At 65.1% G+C, this 17,963-nt stretch carries 16 protein-coding genes; 8 read left to right on the top strand and 8 right to left on the bottom strand.

Annotated elements, in window-relative coordinates; translation table 11 throughout:
• Positions 1-44 precede the first annotated feature (44 nt).
• Both BST47_RS22415 and BST47_RS22420 read right to left on the bottom strand, forming a co-directional pair.
• Positions 45-692: a hypothetical protein gene (locus BST47_RS22415; RefSeq protein WP_207568669.1), complete on the bottom strand. Its 648-nt coding sequence runs from the start codon at positions 690-692 to the stop codon at positions 45-47.
• Positions 693-816: 124 nt separating this feature from the next.
• The gene (locus BST47_RS22420) at positions 817-1,416 is read right to left on the bottom strand and encodes a TetR family transcriptional regulator (protein ID WP_083127863.1); all 600 of its coding nucleotides are present in this window, start codon (positions 1,414-1,416) and stop codon (positions 817-819) included.
• A 102-nt stretch (positions 1,417-1,518) separates the two neighbouring features.
• Between BST47_RS22420 and BST47_RS22425 the strand changes: the two genes are divergently transcribed.
• Positions 1,519-2,307, top strand: coding sequence for an SDR family NAD(P)-dependent oxidoreductase (locus BST47_RS22425; protein ID WP_083127864.1), 789 nt, complete (start codon positions 1,519-1,521; stop codon positions 2,305-2,307).
• A 14-nt stretch (positions 2,308-2,321) separates the two neighbouring features.
• Entirely contained in the window at positions 2,322-3,395 is a 1,074-nt protein-coding gene (locus tag BST47_RS22430) for an NAD(P)H-dependent amine dehydrogenase family protein (RefSeq protein WP_083127865.1), read from the top strand.
• Between the two features lie 81 nt (positions 3,396-3,476).
• Here BST47_RS22430 and BST47_RS22435 read toward each other — a convergent pair whose 3' ends face one another.
• The 6 genes from BST47_RS22435 to BST47_RS22460 form a co-directional block, all read right to left on the bottom strand.
• Complete coding sequence (locus tag BST47_RS22435; RefSeq protein ID WP_083127866.1) at positions 3,477-4,142, bottom strand: SDR family oxidoreductase; 666 nt, start codon at positions 4,140-4,142, stop codon at positions 3,477-3,479.
• A 91-nt stretch (positions 4,143-4,233) separates the two neighbouring features.
• Positions 4,234-5,700, bottom strand: coding sequence for an acyl-CoA synthetase (locus BST47_RS22440; RefSeq protein ID WP_083127867.1), 1,467 nt, complete (start codon positions 5,698-5,700; stop codon positions 4,234-4,236).
• Positions 5,697-6,467: an SDR family NAD(P)-dependent oxidoreductase gene (locus tag BST47_RS22445; protein WP_083127868.1), complete on the bottom strand. Its 771-nt coding sequence runs from the start codon at positions 6,465-6,467 to the stop codon at positions 5,697-5,699. The genes BST47_RS22440 and BST47_RS22445 overlap by 4 nt, the downstream gene beginning before the upstream one ends.
• 1 nt (position 6,468) lies before the next feature.
• A complete protein-coding gene (locus tag BST47_RS22450) occupies positions 6,469-8,016 on the bottom strand; it encodes an AMP-binding protein (protein ID WP_083127869.1) in 1,548 nt (515 codons plus the stop codon).
• Complete coding sequence (locus BST47_RS22455) at positions 8,013-8,759, bottom strand: GntR family transcriptional regulator (protein WP_083127870.1); 747 nt, start codon at positions 8,757-8,759, stop codon at positions 8,013-8,015. Before BST47_RS22455 ends, BST47_RS22450 begins: the two co-directional genes overlap by 4 nt.
• Positions 8,756-10,360 carry an NHL repeat-containing protein gene (locus tag BST47_RS22460; RefSeq protein WP_083127871.1) on the bottom strand — a complete coding sequence of 535 codons (1,605 nt, stop codon included), beginning with the start codon at positions 10,358-10,360 and terminating at the stop codon, positions 8,756-8,758. The genes BST47_RS22455 and BST47_RS22460 overlap by 4 nt, the downstream gene beginning before the upstream one ends.
• Before the next feature lie 137 nt (positions 10,361-10,497).
• Here BST47_RS22460 and BST47_RS22465 point away from each other — a divergent pair, with 137 nt between their 5' ends.
• The 6 genes from BST47_RS22465 to BST47_RS22490 all read left to right on the top strand — a co-directional run bounded on the left by BST47_RS22465 (position 10,498) and on the right by BST47_RS22490 (position 17,958).
• Positions 10,498-11,343, top strand: a complete 846-nt coding sequence (locus tag BST47_RS22465; RefSeq protein WP_083127872.1) for an SDR family NAD(P)-dependent oxidoreductase — start codon at positions 10,498-10,500, stop codon at positions 11,341-11,343.
• 12 nt (positions 11,344-11,355) lie between these two features.
• Complete coding sequence (locus tag BST47_RS22470) at positions 11,356-12,780, top strand: aromatic ring-hydroxylating oxygenase subunit alpha (RefSeq protein ID WP_083127873.1); 1,425 nt, start codon at positions 11,356-11,358, stop codon at positions 12,778-12,780.
• Positions 12,781-12,847: 67 nt separating this feature from the next.
• Complete coding sequence (locus BST47_RS22475; protein ID WP_083127874.1) at positions 12,848-14,707, top strand: flavin-containing monooxygenase; 1,860 nt, start codon at positions 12,848-12,850, stop codon at positions 14,705-14,707.
• Positions 14,700-15,650, top strand: a complete 951-nt coding sequence (locus BST47_RS22480; protein ID WP_083127928.1) for an SDR family NAD(P)-dependent oxidoreductase — start codon at positions 14,700-14,702, stop codon at positions 15,648-15,650. The genes BST47_RS22475 and BST47_RS22480 overlap by 8 nt, the downstream gene beginning before the upstream one ends.
• Entirely contained in the window at positions 15,643-16,803 is a 1,161-nt protein-coding gene (locus BST47_RS22485) for a CaiB/BaiF CoA transferase family protein (RefSeq protein WP_083127875.1), read from the top strand. The genes BST47_RS22480 and BST47_RS22485 overlap by 8 nt, the downstream gene beginning before the upstream one ends.
• Positions 16,804-16,806: 3 nt before the next feature.
• Complete coding sequence (locus BST47_RS22490; protein WP_083127876.1) at positions 16,807-17,958, top strand: acyl-CoA dehydrogenase family protein; 1,152 nt, start codon at positions 16,807-16,809, stop codon at positions 17,956-17,958.
• The last annotated feature ends 5 nt before the right edge of the window (positions 17,959-17,963 follow it).

Here is a 17,963-nt window from a genome sequence, read left to right on the forward strand (position 1 = left end):
TATCGAACCTACTGACCAAAGTCAATGAGTCGAGTCATTGAAGATCAGTCGGAAAAGATCTCACGGTTCACCGAATGCAGGTAGGGGATCGCGAGAAACGGGGTGATGTAGAAGATGTCGTAGAGCCACCAGCCGACGACGGGGAACACGACCCCGGCGTGGCGCACGTCGGCGTACATGGTCATGTTGAACACGTAGAGGCACCAGATGAGGACGCCCATCCAGCAGGTGACGATCATCCACTGGTGTCCCCACCGCTTCATCTGCAGGAACCCGATCGCCGCCGCGATGCGCATGGTGAAGACGGTCAGGATCATCCCGACTTCCATGGCCTTCTCGCCGGGACCGGCCGCACCTCCCAGCCAGAGTTCGTTGTAGTGCCAGAAGTAACCGGCGTCGAACATTGCGCCCCAGCCGTTCAACAGGATTCGCGCCAGGATGGTGTGGTTGGCGACCAGGTCCAAGGCCCATCCGACTGTGTTGATCGCCGCGTCGATGATCACCAGATAGCCGAGCAGCGTCACCAGCATGGGGCGCACCGTCAGACCTTCGCGTTGCGCCTTGCGAAGGAGCCATACCCCTCGCAGAAACAGCGGAAGACCGAAGACGCCGAGCGCGGCAGTGCCGATCAGCAGGCTGCCGGAGATGAGCCACTTGTCGGCCTGCCGCTGTGCCGCCTGTGATGCCGCCATGTGGTCGTCAAGGCCACTGCCGACGGGCTTGGTGCTGGTCTTGGCATCACGTTTCCGGCCCAGGTTCAGCGTGGGCAGATTCATGTCGACTGACTATAGTCAACCAAGGACAGTAGTCAATCGGCTACTTTGCTTCGATGCTGCGCAGCGTCCTCGTCACGTAGTCGTCGATCATCGCGGCCTGGCCGGGCCAGGCGTGGGTCGTCGTCAACAGCGCATACAGCCCGAGCAGGAAGAACACGGCGCTGTTCATCGGGTTCACATCAGGGTCTACTTCGCCCCGCTTCTGCGCGTGTTCGATCACCTGTGCGACCTCAACGATCACGGGGTGCTGACGGCTCTCGTCGTTGGGTCTTGTCTGTGAAAAGTGGAGCGCAAGAAAGTCTTTGAACAGCACTACGCCGAGTCGGCGTTCCAGCCCCATCACCAGCCGCACCGCCTCGCCTAACGTCGATACGAGGTCGTGCTCGGAACCCGTGGCCCGCGCGAGTTGTTTGGCGATGCGTTCTTCTTCACGCTGCTCGAGTTCGAGCAGTACGTGTTCCTTCGTCGGAAAATGAAAGAAGAACGTGCCGTGAGCGACGCCCGCCGCCGCGACGATCGCGCCGACGTCGGCCTCGGCCATGCCCGCTCGCTTGAACTCGGCGATCGCCGCACCCATCAAACGCTCACGGGTCTGCAGACGCTTGGCCTCTCGCGCTGAGGGCCTGTCCACCAATGCCATACGCCGACTCTACCGTCTTACCGGTCGCCCACGAACGACACTTCTGTTGACTTCAGTCAATGAACGTCGTTAGATGAACAGCACTCAAAGGAGAGGACGCGGATGGCGCTGGAGCAGTTCGACCTCGCCGGGCAGGTGGCCATCGTCACGGGCGCCGGCAAGGGGGTCGGTCAAGGGATTGCGAGGGTGCTTGCCGAGGCCGGCGCGACCGTCGTCGGAACAGCACGTACGGAATCCGACATCGTCGGAACGATCAAGGGCATCGAGGCGGACGGCGGCAAGGGGCTGGCGATCGTCGCAGACGCGATGAGCCGCCCCGACGGGGAGCGTGTCGTGTCGACGGCCATGGAGCAGTTCGGCCGCATCGACATCCTCATCAACAATGTCGGCGGTTCGACCTACGCTCGGTTTCTCGACATCACCGACGAGGACTTCCGCCATACCTTCGACTGGTGTGTGACATCGGCCTTCATCATGAGCCAGCTGTGTGCCCGCCACATGATCGAGGCCGGCCACGGCAATATCGTCAATATCTCCTCGGGCTCAGCGCGTTTCGGAATCCGCGCGCTCACGGCATACTGCGTCGCCAAGGGTGGCATGGAGGCACTTACCCGAGCGATGGCGCAGGAGCTCGCGCCCAAGATCAGAGTCAACGCGATCGCCCTCGGGTCCTTCGCCACCGACGGTCTGCAGGGAAGCCTCGACATGATGCCCGGGTCGCGCGAGAAGATGGAGGAGTCGACACCGCTGCATCGGCTGGGTGACGTGGCCGATCTCGGGCGGCTGTGCGTTTATCTGTCCACCCGCGACTGCTACGCGACGAACGCTATCTTCCACGTGGACGGCGGCATCGACTCGAACAACTCGCCGCTGCCGATTCCCGACTACTGAGCGAGGAACCTCAGATGCGACGAGTTGTGCAGTTCTCCACCGGCAACGTCGGCCAGCATTCACTCAAGGCGATCATCGGTCGGCCGGATCTGGAGCTGGTTGGTGTGCACGCGGCCAGTCCGAACAAGGTCGGGCGTGACGCCGCCGAACTGTGCGGCTTGACCGAGCCGACGGGCGTCATCGCGACGGACGACATCGATGCGCTGATCGCGCTCGAACCCGACTGCGTCGTCTATACGGCACAAGCAGAAACCCGTCCGATGGAAGCCGTGGAGCAATTGGCGAAGCTCCTTGCCGCCGGCATCAACGTCGTCGGCTCGTCGATGGTGTGGCTGGTGACGCCGCGTCAGGCCGACGACTGGCTGACCGGACCGCTCGAGAAGGCGTGCGAGGAGGGCAACTCGTCGCTGTACGTGAACGGCATCGACCCCGGGTTCTCCGGCGACACCGAGGTGCACAGCGCGCTCAGCCTGGTCACCCGCGCGACGTCCGTGCTCGTCCAGGAAATCTTCGACTACGCAAACTATGACGACTACGAGTTCACCGGTAAATCAATGGGTTTCGGGCTGAAGGCGGACGATGAGCAGCCGATGTTCTTTCTGCCCGGTGTGCTGACGACCATGTGGGGAGGCCCCATCCGCAACCTCGCCGACCAGCTGGGCATCGAACTCGACGAGGTTCGGCAACGGATCGAACCCTGGTACACGGACCAGAGGATCGAGTGCAAGCTGTGCACCGTCGAACCCGGTGGCATGGCCGCGGTCAAGTTCGCGGTCGAGGGGGTGCGTGACGGGGCTCCGGTGATCACGATGGAGCACATCACCCGGCTGACCGAGGTGTCCGCGCCGGAGTGGGAGTTCCCGCCTGTCGGCAAGCCCGGTGTGCACCGCGTGGTGGTCGAGGGTGAGCCGCGGGTCGAGCTGAACACGCACGTCTCGGATCCGCTGCTCGATGTCACCGAGGCCGGATGCGTCTCCACCGCGGCCCGGGTGGTCAACGTGATCGATTGGGTGTGCGACGCCCCCAAAGGACTGATCGCGGTCGAGGACATTCCGCAAGCAGCGGTAATCCGCGGGCTGTTCTGGTAACCGCCATCGCGATGTCAGCCTGACAGCGGCACCGTGGACATATAGCCTCGGCGGCGCTCTCAGCGCAACATTGCGTCAGCGCTATCCGAGGGCTCTTCTAGTAACCGCCTCGACGATTGGGGTCTCGCCGCCGATCACCTCGAACGTGTGCCCGGCGGTCTCGGGAGTGTCGAGCACCGCGAGCAGAACCCTGGCGACGTCCTCGCGGGGGATGTCACCATGCCCGGTCTGGTCGGATATCTCGACCCGACCGGTGCCCTTGTCGTTCGTGAGATGCCCGGGACGTATGACGGTGACCTCGAGTGCCGTGCGCGCGCGGATCACGTCGTCCGCATGGCCTTTCGCGCGTAGATACGCGACGAACACCGGATCGCCGATGTCATCGGCTGCCTCGACATCGGCACCCATCGCCGACACCATCACGTAGCGCCGCACTCCCGCGGCCTCGGCCGCGTCGGCGAGCAGAATGGCCGCATCACAGTCGACGGTCTGCTTGCGTGCCGCGCCGCTGCCAGGGCCTGCCCCCGCCGCGAACACGACGGCGTCGGCGCCCTGCAGGTGCGTTGCGACGTCGGCGGCGGTGACCGCTTCGAGGTCGGTGACGACTGCCTGGGCGCCTGTCGCTTGTACGTCGGCGACGTGGTCGGGGTTCCTGATCAGGCCGACCGCCGTGTCACCGCGCTCGGAGAGCAGTCGTTCGAGGATCAGGGCGATCTTGCCGTGCCCACCGGCGATGACGACGCGCATGTCACCCAGCCTACGGTCTCAACTTCTCCGCCGAACGTGGGTTACCCGCACATGTATTCGCCCATTGACGTAGCACAACCCCACACTCGCGCTAGGGAAGCAGCCGTTCGCGCAAATCCCGCTTGAGCACCTTGCCGTAGCTGTTCTTCGGCAGCTCGTCGATGTACTCGTACCGCTTGGGCCGTTTGAAGCGCGCGATGCGCTCGAGCAGATGAGCGTCCAGCTCCGCGGGCGACGCCGAACCGACGATGAACGCGACGACGACCTCGCCCCACTCCTCGTCGGGCGTCCCCACGACGCCGGCTTCGTCGACGCCAGGATGCTCGAGCAGGATCTCCTCGACTTCGCGGGGATAGATGTTGCTTCCGCCGCTGATCACCACATCCTTGGAGCGGTCCCGCAACGTGAGGAAACCGCGCTCGTCGAACGACCCCATGTCGCCGGTGCGCAGCCACCCAGCCTGCAGGGTCTTCGCGGTGGCCTCGGGATTGTTCCAGTAGCCGGCCATGACAACGTCTCCGCGACAGACGATCTCACCGATCTCACCCGCCGACGCCGGTGTGTCGTCGGCGCGCAGCACCGCGACGTCCACGCCTGACCGGGCGTACCCAACGGAACCCAGAACCGCGTCGTCGGCGTCGATGTGGTCGGCCCTGCGCAGCCCGGTGATGGTCATCGGTGCCTCGCCTTGACCGTAGAGCTGGACGAAGATCGGGCCGAACGCCGCCATCGCCTTCTTCAGGCTGTCGACGTACATCGGGCCGCCGCCGTACACGATCGTGCGCAGGCTCTGTGGGCGTGCGCGTCCGGTCTGGACGAGGCGCTGAACCATGGTCGGCGCGAGGAATGCGCTGCAGCCCGGGTGACGCTCGCAGAGGTCGAGGAACTCCGCTGGCTCGAACGCCGCGGAGGCCGGAATCACCTGCCGCGCAGCGCGTAACACGTACGGCGGGATGTACAGCCCTGAGCCGTGCGACATCGGCGCACCGTGCACCAGGCTGCAGTGCTGGTCCGGCGAGTCGAAATCCGCCAGATGGGACACCGTCATCGCCATCAGGTTGCGGTGCGTGAGCATCGCCCCCTTCGAGCGGCCGGTGGTTCCGCTGGTGTAGAAGAGCCACGCCAGGTCCGCCGGATCAGTGGTGCGCGGCCGATCCGCCGGCGTGCTGGCAGTGCGTGCCGAATACGCCTGCGAGTCAACCGTTTCGACGGGAACGTGGGTGACCGACGTCAGCTCCGCGCCGATCTTGGGCGACGCGAACACCCGCGAAACCCCTGCGTCGTCGATGATCTGGACCATTTCGCGCGGATGAAGCTTGTAGTTGATCGGGACGACGACACACTCGGCGGCCCATGTCGCGAACATCAGCTCGACGATCTCGGGGCGGTTCTCGCTGGCGATGGCGATACGGGTGCCGGGCGCCCCAAGGGTGGACGCGATGCGCTGGGCCCGCTCACGCAATTGCGACCATGTGTGCAACTGGCGCTCACCGCAGAACACCGCGCCGCGATCGCCGAACCGCTCCGCGGCCTGGTCCAGAAGGCCGAACAGGTTCAACGCCGCTCCACCCAATCGGCGTTCAACGCGAAGTCCGAGAGGTACTTGGTCGCCGTCCAGCCGCCGTCGACGGCGATCTCCTGCCCGTTGATGAAGGCTGCTCCGTCGCTACACAGGAACGCGACGGTGCTCGCGATGTCCTCGACCTCACCGAGGCGTGGGTACGGCGTCATCTCGGTGTTGATCTTGCGGAATCGTGGGTCTTCGAGGCGGCTCGCCACCATCGGCGTCAGGGTCACCCCTGGAGCGACGGCGTTGCACCGAATGCCCTGTGGCCCGTACTGGCACGCGATGTGCCTCGTCAGGGATGTCAGGCCGCCCTTGGCCGCCGAGTACGCGCCGCCCCGCAGACCGCCCACGATGGCGAACGTCGAGGTGATGTTGATGATCGCCGAACCGGGCTGCATGTGTACGACCGCCTCCCGGGCCAACCGGAACGGCGCGCGCAGCATCAAACCCAGGAAATAGTCCAGTGATTCGTCGTCCGTCTCGTGCAGTGGCTTCGGGCTGCCCACTCCGGCGTTGTTGATCAGGAAGTCGACGCGGCCCCACCGTTCGATGGCGGTATCCACGATCCGGCGCGGACCGTCGTCCGCGGTGAGATCCACGGCGATTGTCTCGATGTGCTCCGGGTCATGGCCCTTGAGTTCCGCGAGCCTGGCGTCGTCGCGGCCGGTGCCCAGCACCGCCATTCCCTGGGAGGCGAGTTTCGTCGCGCATCCGAACCCGATGCCGCTGCTCGCTCCCGTCACGATCGCCACCTGCATGTCAGTCCACCTTCATCAAAGTTGCCCGGATCTGATGCTTCAAGACCTTGCCCGCGTCGTTCTTCGGCAGCGCCTCCCAAATGACGATCTGCTCAGGGATTTTGAACTTGGCCAGCCCTTCACCGATCAACAGTGCCCGCATGTCGTCGATGTCGGGTACGCGTTCTCCGGTGGCGACGACCACCGCGCACGCCCGTTCTCCCGTCCGCTTGTCGGGTACGCCGACGATCGCGATCTCGGCGATCGCCGGGTGCGCGATGAGCAGGTCCTCTACTTCCTTGGGCGAAATGTTCTCGCCGTTGCGAATGATGATGTCCTTGGCCCGGCCAGTGACCACCAGATAGTCCTCATCGACCCAGCGGGCGAGATCTCCGGTGCGGAAATAGCCGTCGCTGTCGAAGGATTCCGTCTCGTCGTCGGAGTGCAGATAGCCGACGAGCATCTGCGGACCGCGCGCACAGATCTCACCGTCGGCCAGTTTGACATCCGCGATACCCGCGCGACCGTCGGTGTCGGCCGCATGGTCGACGTCATCGAGAGATCCCACGGTTGTCACCGGCACCTCGGTCGATCCGTACACCCGGGACACCGCGGCTTTTTCGAAATAGTCTGTCGCCCTGCGGATCAGCGACGGCGGAACCGAAGCGCCGCCGCAGATGAACACCTTCAGGTCTGGCAGCCGGCTGTCCGCTCGCTCAGCGGCCGCCAGGAGACCGTCGAGAAACGGTGTGGCACCCGCCATGTGAGTACAGTGTTCCGCCGACATCAGCGACACCGCGGCATCCGGATCCCAGCGCTCCATCAGGACCGCGGTGGTGCCGAGCAGCAGTGGGCACTCGAACGCATAGATCGATCCGCCGATGTGTGCGATCGGCGACGGGACGAGGAACCGGTCGCCGTCGGCCACCAGCCAGTGCTCGCCGATCTGTCGGATCAGCGCGTGGATCGAATTGTGCGTGTGCAGAACACCCTTGGGCCGTCCGGTCGTACCGGAGGTGTAGAGGATCATGCGCACAGTGTCGGCATTCAGAACCGGCAACACCGCGGTCGTCTCGGTCTCGAACATCGAGGCGTACGGCGTATGGCTGTCACCGCGGACGACCACGACCCGGGGCGGTGAGGACATCGATGCGGTCACCCGATCCAGCATCGCGACGTAGTCATGGCCGCCGAAGGTCGACGGTATGAAGATCACCCGGCTGTCGGCGTCGGACAGGATGAACGCGAGTTCGCGATCGCGAAGCGAGGGCAGAATGGGATTCACCACCATGCCGGCGAGCGTCGCGCCCAGATATATGACGGCGGCCTCATGCCAATTCGGCAGCATGAACGACACCACGCTGCCCGCGGGCATCAACCCCATCAGGGTTTGAGCCAGCGCGGTGGCCTCGTCGTGTAAACCCCGGCAGTCGAGCCGAATTTCGCCGTCGACCAACACCGTGCGCTCGGGCGTAGCCCTGGCCGCGTCGCGCAGCGAGTCGGCGAGCGTCTCGCTCACCCACAGCCCACGCCGGTAGGCGTCGGCCGCGCGCTGCTCGTCGACCCTCACTGGCCGGCCTGCCCCTTGACCCGGCGCATCGTCATCGAATGCCGGTAGCGTGACGAGGGATGGGTGTTGACGGTGACCTGCGCGACCTCACCGTCGGACGTCTTGTAGGTGCGCTGCATCTCCAACGCCGCGCTGCCCACCTCGACCCGGAGCACCTCGGCCAGCTCGGACGTGACGGGCACCGCGGCGATCTCCTGTCGCACCTCGACGATGCTGACCCCGAACAGATCCTCGATCAGCGGGAAGATGGGACCCGAATGCCGTTGCAGCAGGCGGCCGACCGCCGCGAATGCCCGGTTGATGTAGTACTCCGTCGCGCATACCGGAGCTGAGGTGCCGTCGGCGCGGTAGCCGCGAACGGCCAGCCATTCCGTTCCCACACTCAGGCCGGTCCGCTCGCCCAGATGCTGGTCGATGACCACCATCGCATTGCTTTCGATCGTGAGCTGTGCACCAGAGGCGAACGCCAGCAGGTCGTTGATCGACATCACGTCCTGGGCATAGCTGTTCGTCTCCGGCCGCGGTACCACCAGCGTGCCGGCTCGAGGACGGGACGCGACGAGATTGTCGTCGCGCAGCCGTCGCAGCGCCTCGCGCACGGTGTAGCGGCTGACCTCGAAACGTTCGCACAGCTGTTGTTCGGTAGGCAGTTGAGACCCGACGGGATACACCCCGTCCACGATCTCCTTCCGGAGAGTGCGCGCCACCTGGAGGTACCGGTGGTCGGCCGGCGTAACCGTCATGTGCGCCGCAACGCCAGAACGCTGCCGTCGCCGTCAGCCGAGAAATACAGGGAGCCATCAGGTCCCGAGGTGATGCCGGCGAACGGTCCTTGTGGCCCGGAGAACGGCGGCATTCCCTTGAGCGGCTTGGGATCAACCCCCGGCGGCGGCCCGACGGGCAGGCCCGAGGCGATGGTCCCCCGTTCACCGCTCGCGAGATCGACCGCGACGACCTCCTTGGCTCCCGCGTCGACGATGTACAGCTTGCCGTCACTGACGTGGATGCCCTGCGGTCGTTGTAATCCGTCGACCACCGTCTCGGTCGAGCCCGCAATCCGTACGACTCGGCCGGCACCCGACTCTGCGACCATTGGCACACCGTCGGGCCCGAAGGTCACACCGACCGGGTCCTGTAGGCCGGAGGCGAGCAACTCGACGTGGCCCGACCGCAGCGCATGCACGCTGCCGGTACCGAGTTCGGCGAACACGATGGCCTCGCCGGGTCCGATGGCAACACCGTATAGCTGATCGAATCCGTCTGCGAGGTAGTCGGTTTCGCCTTCGCCGGGTCGGTAGCGCGCGATCTGCCCACCCGATGTCGCGACCACGAATGCGCCGGCATCCGCGGGGGCCAGCCCGCGAAGAAAGCCTGGATAGCCCGGGGTGAACAGCATCCCGACGGTTTCCAGTACGCCGTCGGTGCCGACTGCGTAGAGGTAGGTGCCGTCGGCGACGTAGATCCGGCCGTCATCGCCGACGACCAGGTCCAGGGGCCAATTCAGCCCGCCGGGCAGCGCGGTGCGGGTCTCGCCTCCGGTGAGGACCTCGGTGATCTCGCCGGTGAAGTTGGAGACGAACAGCCGGTCGCCGACAAAGGTCAGGTTGTCCAGGCCCGGGTTCAGTTGCGCCAGCAGCGTCTTGTCGCCGCTGCGGGGGTCGATGCGCAGCACCTGCCCGCTGGCCACCTGCGTGGACACCAGGAAGCCCTGCGAATCGAACTTGACCGCGTCGGGCACGCCGAGATCACCGGTGACCCGTTGCGGCTCACCGCCATCGGGATGAACGCGCCAGATTTCGTTGGCCGTCATCAGCGGGTAGTACAGCATCCCGTCGGGGCCGACCTCCATCGCGTTCGGCGACGGCAGGTCCTCGAGCAGGATTCGCGATGTGCCGGTGGCCCTGTCCAGCTCCATCAGCCGGCCGCCGTCTCGACATTCGTTGATGAACAAGCGGTCCTGATACACGGTGATGCCGTTCGCGCACGGAAGATCGTCGCGCAGCACGCGTGCCGCACCACCGGCGTCGCGCACGCTCACCCGGCCGTCCATCACCTCGGTCGCGTAGAGGTTGCCGCTCGAATCGAAGGCGACATCATCGGGCGCGATGATGTCGCCTCCCTTGGGGCTGATCGCCTCGACGTCGCCGTCAAGATCAAGGGCGCTGATCTGGCTGCCGGTCACCTGCGCGACATAGACCCGTCCGTCGGGACCGGTGCGCAGGCCATTCGCCCCGAACAGCCGGCTCGGTGTCGTCAGCCTCTTGAGCCGCCAGCCGTCGGCCGTCCTCGGGTCGGTCGCGATGTACCGGGAGGGCGGGCGCGAGGCCGTCGCGGGAACAGTCATGAACCCGGACGCTACCAAGCCCTGCTAGTCCAGACAATAGCCCGAACCGCAGGTGGCTCGCCCTTGACGGGGTCATTATCGCTGCGGAATAGTGTTCTGCAATATGCAGAGCATCATATGTTGTCCGGACAAATATCATGACTGACCTGCTCGGGCTGGCTGGCCGCATGGTCGTGGTGTCCGGCGCGGGCGGTGGCGGCATCGGCACCACGGTCACGCGCATGGCCGCGGAGGCGGGCGCCACCGTAATCGCAGTGAGCCGGTCGAAAGAGAACCTCGACGAACACGTCGCACCCCTGGCCGAGCAGGGTTTGTCGGTGGTGCCGGTCTCCGCAGACGCGTCCACCGACGCGGGGATCGCCACGGTGATGGATCACGTGCGGCGCACCGATGGCGCGCTGTACGGGTTGGTGAACATCGCGGGCGGTGCGGCGCCGTCGACGTGGATGCCTGCCACGCGGGTCACGCGTGAGGACTGGCGGGCGCTGTTCGCCGCGAATCTGGAGACCGCGTTCTTCATGAGCCAAGCGGTCGCCGCCGAGATCCGGGCACAGCAGAAGCCGGGATCGATCGTCTCAGTGTCCTCGATCAGCGGGATGAACACCGCGCCGTTCCACATCGCCTACGGCACCGCGAAGGCGGCGATCGTGGCGATGACCCGCACGATGGCCGCCGAACTGGCACTTGACAACATTCGCGTCAACGCTGTCGCCCCAGGAGTGACGGCGACAGCCGCGTCGCGCACCTACGTCGACGACGACCCGGATCGCGACCGCACCGCCATCGCGATGGGCCGTCGCGGCACCCCCGAGGAGCAGGCGGGTGCAATCCTTTTTCTGCTGTCGGACATGTCGAGCTACATCACCGGCCAAACCCTGCTCGTCGACGGCGGCCTCAACCTCAAATGGACGCATCTCGGCGCCGACAACACGTCGCTTTTCCTCGCCGACGATTCCTTCCGCGAAGCCATCAGTCGGCCCTGAAAGGACGATGAAGTGACCCACACCGAAACCGATCTGGACGCCGCGATCGAGGTCGATGGAGACCCGGACGACTCGACGGGAGAGATCGCCGAAGACCTGTCGTCGCCGATGACCATCGGCGTCGACGCCTACGTCTCGCCGGAGTATGCCCGCAACGAGCGGGATCGGCTGTGGCGCAAGGTATGGCAGCAGGTCGGCCGGGTGGAGGAGATACCTGAGGTCGGCAGTTACCTGACCTACGACATCCTCGACGACTCGATCATCATCGTACGAACCGGACCCGGGAACTTGGCCGCCGATTTCGCTGCGCATCACAACGTGTGCATGCACCGCGGCCGCAAACTGGTCGACAATCCCGAAGGCGCCAAGAACGCTGTCGGGCGGGCCCGCAAGTCCTTCGTATGCGGATTCCACGGCTGGACATACGGTTTGGACGGAGCCTGCACCCACATCCGCGAACAGGATGACTGGAAGGGTGCGCTGACGGCGGACAACACCCACCTCGTACCCGTTCAGGTCGACACCTGGGGCGGCTGGCTGTTCATCAACATGGACCCGGATTGCGAACCGCTGGTCGACTACCTGTTTCCCGCGGCGAAGATCCTCGACCCGTTCGGTCTGGAGAACATGCGCTACAAATGGCGCAAGTGGCTGTACTTCGACTGCAACTGGAAGGTCGCGATGGAGGCCTTCAACGAGACCTACCACGTGTTCACCACCCACCCGGAGTTCAACAGGTTCGGCGAATTCAAGGGCTGGGCCAAGGCGCAGGGCAAGCACAGCAACATCGGGTATGACGCACCCAAAGGGATGGACGAAACCAAGTCCAAAATCCGCCTGGGAACCGGCGATCCGCGTATCTCGACCGCTGAGATGCAGGTCTACACCATGGAAGAGACCAACGCGACCACCACCAACACACTGGTGAACGCCGCCAAGCGATTGGTCGACGAACTGCCCGAGGGCACTCCCGCCGACCAGGTGCTCCAGCACTGGCTCGCGTCGGCCCGCCGTGACGACGAAGCGCGGGGGGTGATCTGGCCGACGATCCCGCCCGACATTCTCGGGCAGAGCGGCACCGCCTGGCAGATCTTCCCGAACTTCCAGGTGGGTCAGGGGCTGACGAGCGCGCTGTGCTACTCGGCGCGACCCGATCCGAGCTACGACCCCAACAAGTGCATTTTCGAGGTCGCGGTGTTCGAGCTCTATCCCAAAGGTGAAGAGCCGCAGACGGAATGGCAGTACACACCGAAGGACTCGCCGAATTGGCTGTCGGTGCTGCCGCAGGACTTCTCGAACATGGCCGCAGTACAGCAGGGCATGAAATCGGCCGGCTTCCCCGGTACGAAGCCCAACCCGTACCGCGAGCGCAGCACCGTCAACCTGCATTACCAGCTGTCCAGGTACATGGGCACCGGCGAACCCCAAGACCTTTAGCGAATTCGGCGCGCTGACGCACCGCCAGGGTCGTTTCGCGCGCCGGATTCGCAGGAAGAGGAGATACATGACGACCACCGAGAACACGTGCGGGCCGACCCCGACCCCCGATGACATCGACATCCCCGCGATGCGGGAGAGGTACGCCGCTGAACGGGCCAAACGTCTGCGGCCCGAGGGTGGTTCGCAGTACTTGGAACTCGAAGGGGAGTTCGCGGAGTTCTCCGAGGTCGACCCCTATACGACGAAGGTCGAGCGCGACCCGGTCGTCGAGGACGTCGACGTCGTCATTCTCGGCGGAGGCTTCTCCGGACTGCTGGCCGGCGCCTACCTCAAGAAGGCCGGCGTCGACGGTATCCGCGTCATCGAGATGGCGGGTGACTTCGGCGGGGTGTGGTACTGGAACCGGTTCCCAGGCATCCAATGCGACAACGATGCTTACTGCTACATCCCGCTGCTCGAAGCGTTGGACTTCATGCCGTCGAAGAAGTTCGCCGACGGCGCCGAGATCTTCCAGCACTGCCGCAACATCGGCAAGCACTTCGGCCTGTACGACGGCGCGCTGTTCTCCACCCAGGTCCGCGAATTGATCTGGGACGACGCCACCGAGCGCTGGCGTATCAGCACCGACCGCGGAGACGACATCCGCGCTCGCTTCGTCGTGATGGCTCAGGGCTCGTACAACCGCCCGAAACTTCCCGGAATCCCCGGCATCAAGGAGTACCAGGCTGCCGGTGGGCACGTGTTCCACTCCGCGCGTTGGGACTACGACTACACCGGCGGAGACGCCGACGGTGGCCTGACCAAGCTGGCGGACAAGCGCGTCGCACTCGTCGGCACCGGTGCCACGGGTATCCAATTGGTACCGCACCTCGGTCGCCACGCCAAGCAACTGTTCGTGTTCCAGCGGACGCCGTCGTCGGTCGATACACGTACCAACCCCGCCACCGACCCCGACTGGGCTGCCTCGCTGCAACCGGGTTGGCAGGAGGAGCGCAAGCGCAACTTCCACAACTGGTCGCCGTTTGTGGGTGTCGTGTTCGGTGAGCCGGATCTGGTGTGCGACTTCTGGACTGAGCTCGGCCGCAACCTGACCGCCCGCATTGCGGGTAGCGATGACCCGGCGTCGGTGACCATCGAGCAGATCATGGCCTTCCGGGAAGAGGAAGACTACAAGATCATGGAGCGGCTACGTCGCCTCGTCGACGAGATCGTCGACGATCCGGACACCGCCGAGGCGCTCAAGCCCTACTACCGGTTCATGTGCAAGCGGCCGACCTCCAGCGAGCAGTATCTCGCCACCTTCAACCGACCCAACGTGACGCTGGTCGACGTGTCCGCGACCAAGGGTGTGGAACGGCTGACCCACAAGGGAATCGTCGCCGACGGTGTCGAATACGAGGTCGACTGCGTCGTGTTCGCCAGTGGCTTCGAGATCTCGACAGAGATCAGCCGCCGCTACGCCATCGATCGAATCGTCGGCCGCGACGGGCTCTCGCTTTTCGACTATTGGCAAGACGACTACAAGACCCTGCACGGGATGACGAGCCGCGGTTTCCCCAACCAGTTCTTCATGGGCTTCATCCAGGGCGGTGTTTCGGCCAACACCACGGCGATGTTCGAGCAGCAGGCCAATCACATCGCCTACCTCATCGCCGAGGCGCAGAACCGCGGTGCCACGACCGTCGAGCCCACTCAGGAGGGCCAGGACGCCTGGGTGCAGACCGTCCGTGAACTCGCGATCGACAACTCCGCATTCGAACTGTCATGCACACCCGGCTATTACAACAACGAAGGCCAGGGCGCCGCCGTGAAGAACGGCGCATTCCTCGGTGACTTCTATTCGCCCGGCTTCTACGCCTTCGACGAGTTGATCGCGCAGTGGCGAGCCAAAGGTGACCTCGACGGGCTGGAACTTCGTGGATGACATGAGGTTCGACGGCCGGGTCGCGGTCATCACCGGCGGCGGCAGGGGACTGGGCCGCTCGTACGCCCTGTTGCTGGCGTCGAGGGGCGCGAAGGTCGTGGTGAACGACGCCGGCGGAACTCTGGCCGGGGACGACAGTGCCGCCTCCGGGCCCGACGACTCCAGTCCGGCCGATGACGTGGTGCGCGAGATCATCGCTGCGGGAGGGGAAGCCGTCGCCAACACCGATTCGGTCGCGACTCCTGAAGGCGGTCAGGCGATCATCGGGACGGCGCTGGACCGGTACGGTCGCATCGACATCCTCGTCCACAACGCTGGAAACGTCCGGCGGTCTCCGCTGCGCGAGATGTCGTACGAGGACTTCGAGGCCGTCGTCGACGTACACCTGCGCGGAGCGTTCCACGTCGTGCGGCCGGCTTTTCCGGTGATGTGTGACGCGGACTATGGCCGCATTGTGCTGACGTCTTCGATCGGCGGGCTGTACGGCAACCACGGCGTCGCGAACTATGCGGTCGCGAAGGCGGGCGTGATCGGGCTGTCCAACGTCGCCGCGATGGAAGGCGTCGACTACGGCATCAGGAGCAACGTGATCGTGCCCGCCGCTGTCACACGCATGGCCGAGGGGATCGACACCTCGGCGTATCCTCCGATGGGACCAGAGCTTGTGGCGCCCGTCGTCGGATGGCTGGCGCACGAAACGTGTTCGATCACAGGGGAAATACTCGTCGCGCTCGCGGGTCGGGTGGCGACGGCCAAGGTAGCGGAGACGCCGGGTGTGTACCGGCCGTCGTGGACGATCGCCGACGTCGGGGAGAACATGACGGCGATCCGCGACGACACCGAACCGCTGGTGTTCCCCGTGGTGCCCGACGGCCACGGCGACCACATCCGGTACAGCTTCGCGATGGCAGCGCGCCAGTCAGATGAACTTAATCATGCCTAGCGGGCCGCTGGCGGGTGTCCGTGTCGTGGACCTCACCGCGATGGTGATGGGGCCGTACTGCACGCAGATCATGGCGGACATGGGCGCCGAGGTCATCAAAGTCGAACCACCGCAGGGTGATAACACGCGATTCATCTCCGTCGGCCCGGAGTCGGGGATGAGCGGCGTCTTCGTCAACGTGAACCGCGGTAAGCGCAGCATCGTGCTGGATCTGCAGACCGAAGCGGGCAAGGCCGCGTTACGTGCACTCGTCGAACGCGCCGATGTGTTCGTCCACTCGATGCGATCGAAGGCGATCACCAAGCTGGGGTTCGGCTACGACGACGTCGCCGCGATCAATCCGCGCATCGTCTACACGAACTGCTACGGCTACGGCCACCGCGGACCCGATCGCGACCGCCCCGCCTACGACGACACCATCCAGGCCGAATGCGGAATTCCCGCGGTACAGCAGCAACTGACGGGGCAGGCGGACTACGTCGGCACCATCATGGCGGACAAAGTCGCCGGGCTGACCGCGCTGTACGCGACGACGATGGCCCTGTTCCATCGTGAGCGCACGGGGGAGGGGCAGGAGGTCGAGGTCGCGATGTTCGAGACCATGGCATCCTTCATGCTGGTCGAACATGCCAACGGCGCCATGTTCGACCCTCCCTTGGGGCCGGCGATCTATCCGCGCACCGTCGCGCCGAACCGCAGACCGTACCGCACCAGCGACGGCTACATCGCGGCGCTGATCTACAACGACAAGCACTGGGACGCGTTCATCAACGCGGTGCAGCCGGCGTGGAACGACGACAAATACGCAACCCTCGAGCTGCGCGCCAGCGATATCGACGCTGTCTACGGGCTGTTGGCCGAAACCCTGAAGGAGCGCACCACCGAGGAGTGGCTGGCTTTGTTCGGTCAGCTCGAGATTCCCGCGGCACCGCTCAACACCCCGGATGCCTTGTTCGACAACCCTCATCTGAATGCCGTCGGTCTGTTCGAGACGGTGGAGACCGTGCACGGACCGGTGCGGTTTCCCGGTGTACCGACATGGTTTTCGAAGACCCCCGGCCGAGTCGCCGGTCCGGCGCCGCGGTTGGGCGAAGACACCGACGACGTGCTCAACGAGCTGGGACTCACCGACCTCACGACGGGACGGGGCTAGGTCATGGATTTCCAGATGGGGCAGAAGGCCGATGCGCTGAGGTCAGAGCTGCGCGAGTTGGTGAACAGCAATGTGCCCGAACATTTTCTGGGTGCCTTCACCGACGATCCCGCCGACCTGGAGACCGCCCAGGCGTTCTGCAGGCTGCTGGCCGAGCGCAACCTGCTGTGCCTGTCGTGGCCCGAGGAGTTCGGCGGAGGCGCCGCATCGGTATGGGAGCAGACGGTGGTGCGCGAGGAAATGTGGGCGCACCATGAACCGCGCGGAGCCCAGTACATGGGAGTGAACTGGGTCGGGCCGATAATCATGCGGCACGGCACCCCCGAACAACAGCAGACACATCTGCCGCCCATCGCGCGCGGCGAGGTCATCTGGTGCCAGGGATTCTCCGAACCCGAAGCGGGCTCGGATCTCGCGTCACTGCGCACCACTGCCCGACGCGACGGCGACGGTTGGCTGGTCAGCGGTCAGAAGATCTGGACCTCCTACGCGACCATGGCCCAATGGTGCTTCCTGCTGGCGAGGACGTCGAAGGGTGAGAAAAAACAACAGGGCCTGACGATCTTCCTGGTGCCGATGGACGATCCGGCGATCCAGGTGCGACCGATCCGCGCCATGTTGGGCCCGCACCACCTCAACGAGGTGTTCTTCGACGACCTGCGGGTCACCGAGGCCGACGTGCTCGGCACCGTCGACGCGGGCTGGTCGATCGTGCAGGACGTGATGTCCTTCGAACGGGTCGGCATCGCTCGGTATGCCCGCTGCGAACGTCTACTGGCCGCCGCCCCAACGGTTCTCGGGGACCGCTGGGAAGATCTGTCCACCGAACTGCGCGGACGCTGGGTCCGGATGCTGACACACTGCCGCCGCGCGCGCCTGATGGCGTACCGCGTGGTCTCGCTCCAAAGCAGCGGACGTGTCCAGCCCGGCGACGCGGCGGCCTACCGGATCGCCGTCACCAAGTTGGACCAGGACAGCGCCGAGGTGCTGATGGACATCGCCGCCGAGGTGTCGCACGACGATCCGCGCGCGGCATGGTTTCTCGGCGAGGTCGAGGACCATTGGAAGTACTCGCAGGCCTCCACCGTGTCATCCGGCAGCATCGAAATGCAGCGCATCCTGCTGTCGCGCAGCCTGCTGGCGGCCGCCAGATGAGCGAC

It is taken from the genome of Mycolicibacterium tusciae, assembly GCF_002086795.1.
Lineage (GTDB): Bacteria > Actinomycetota > Actinomycetes > Mycobacteriales > Mycobacteriaceae > Mycobacterium > Mycobacterium tusciae.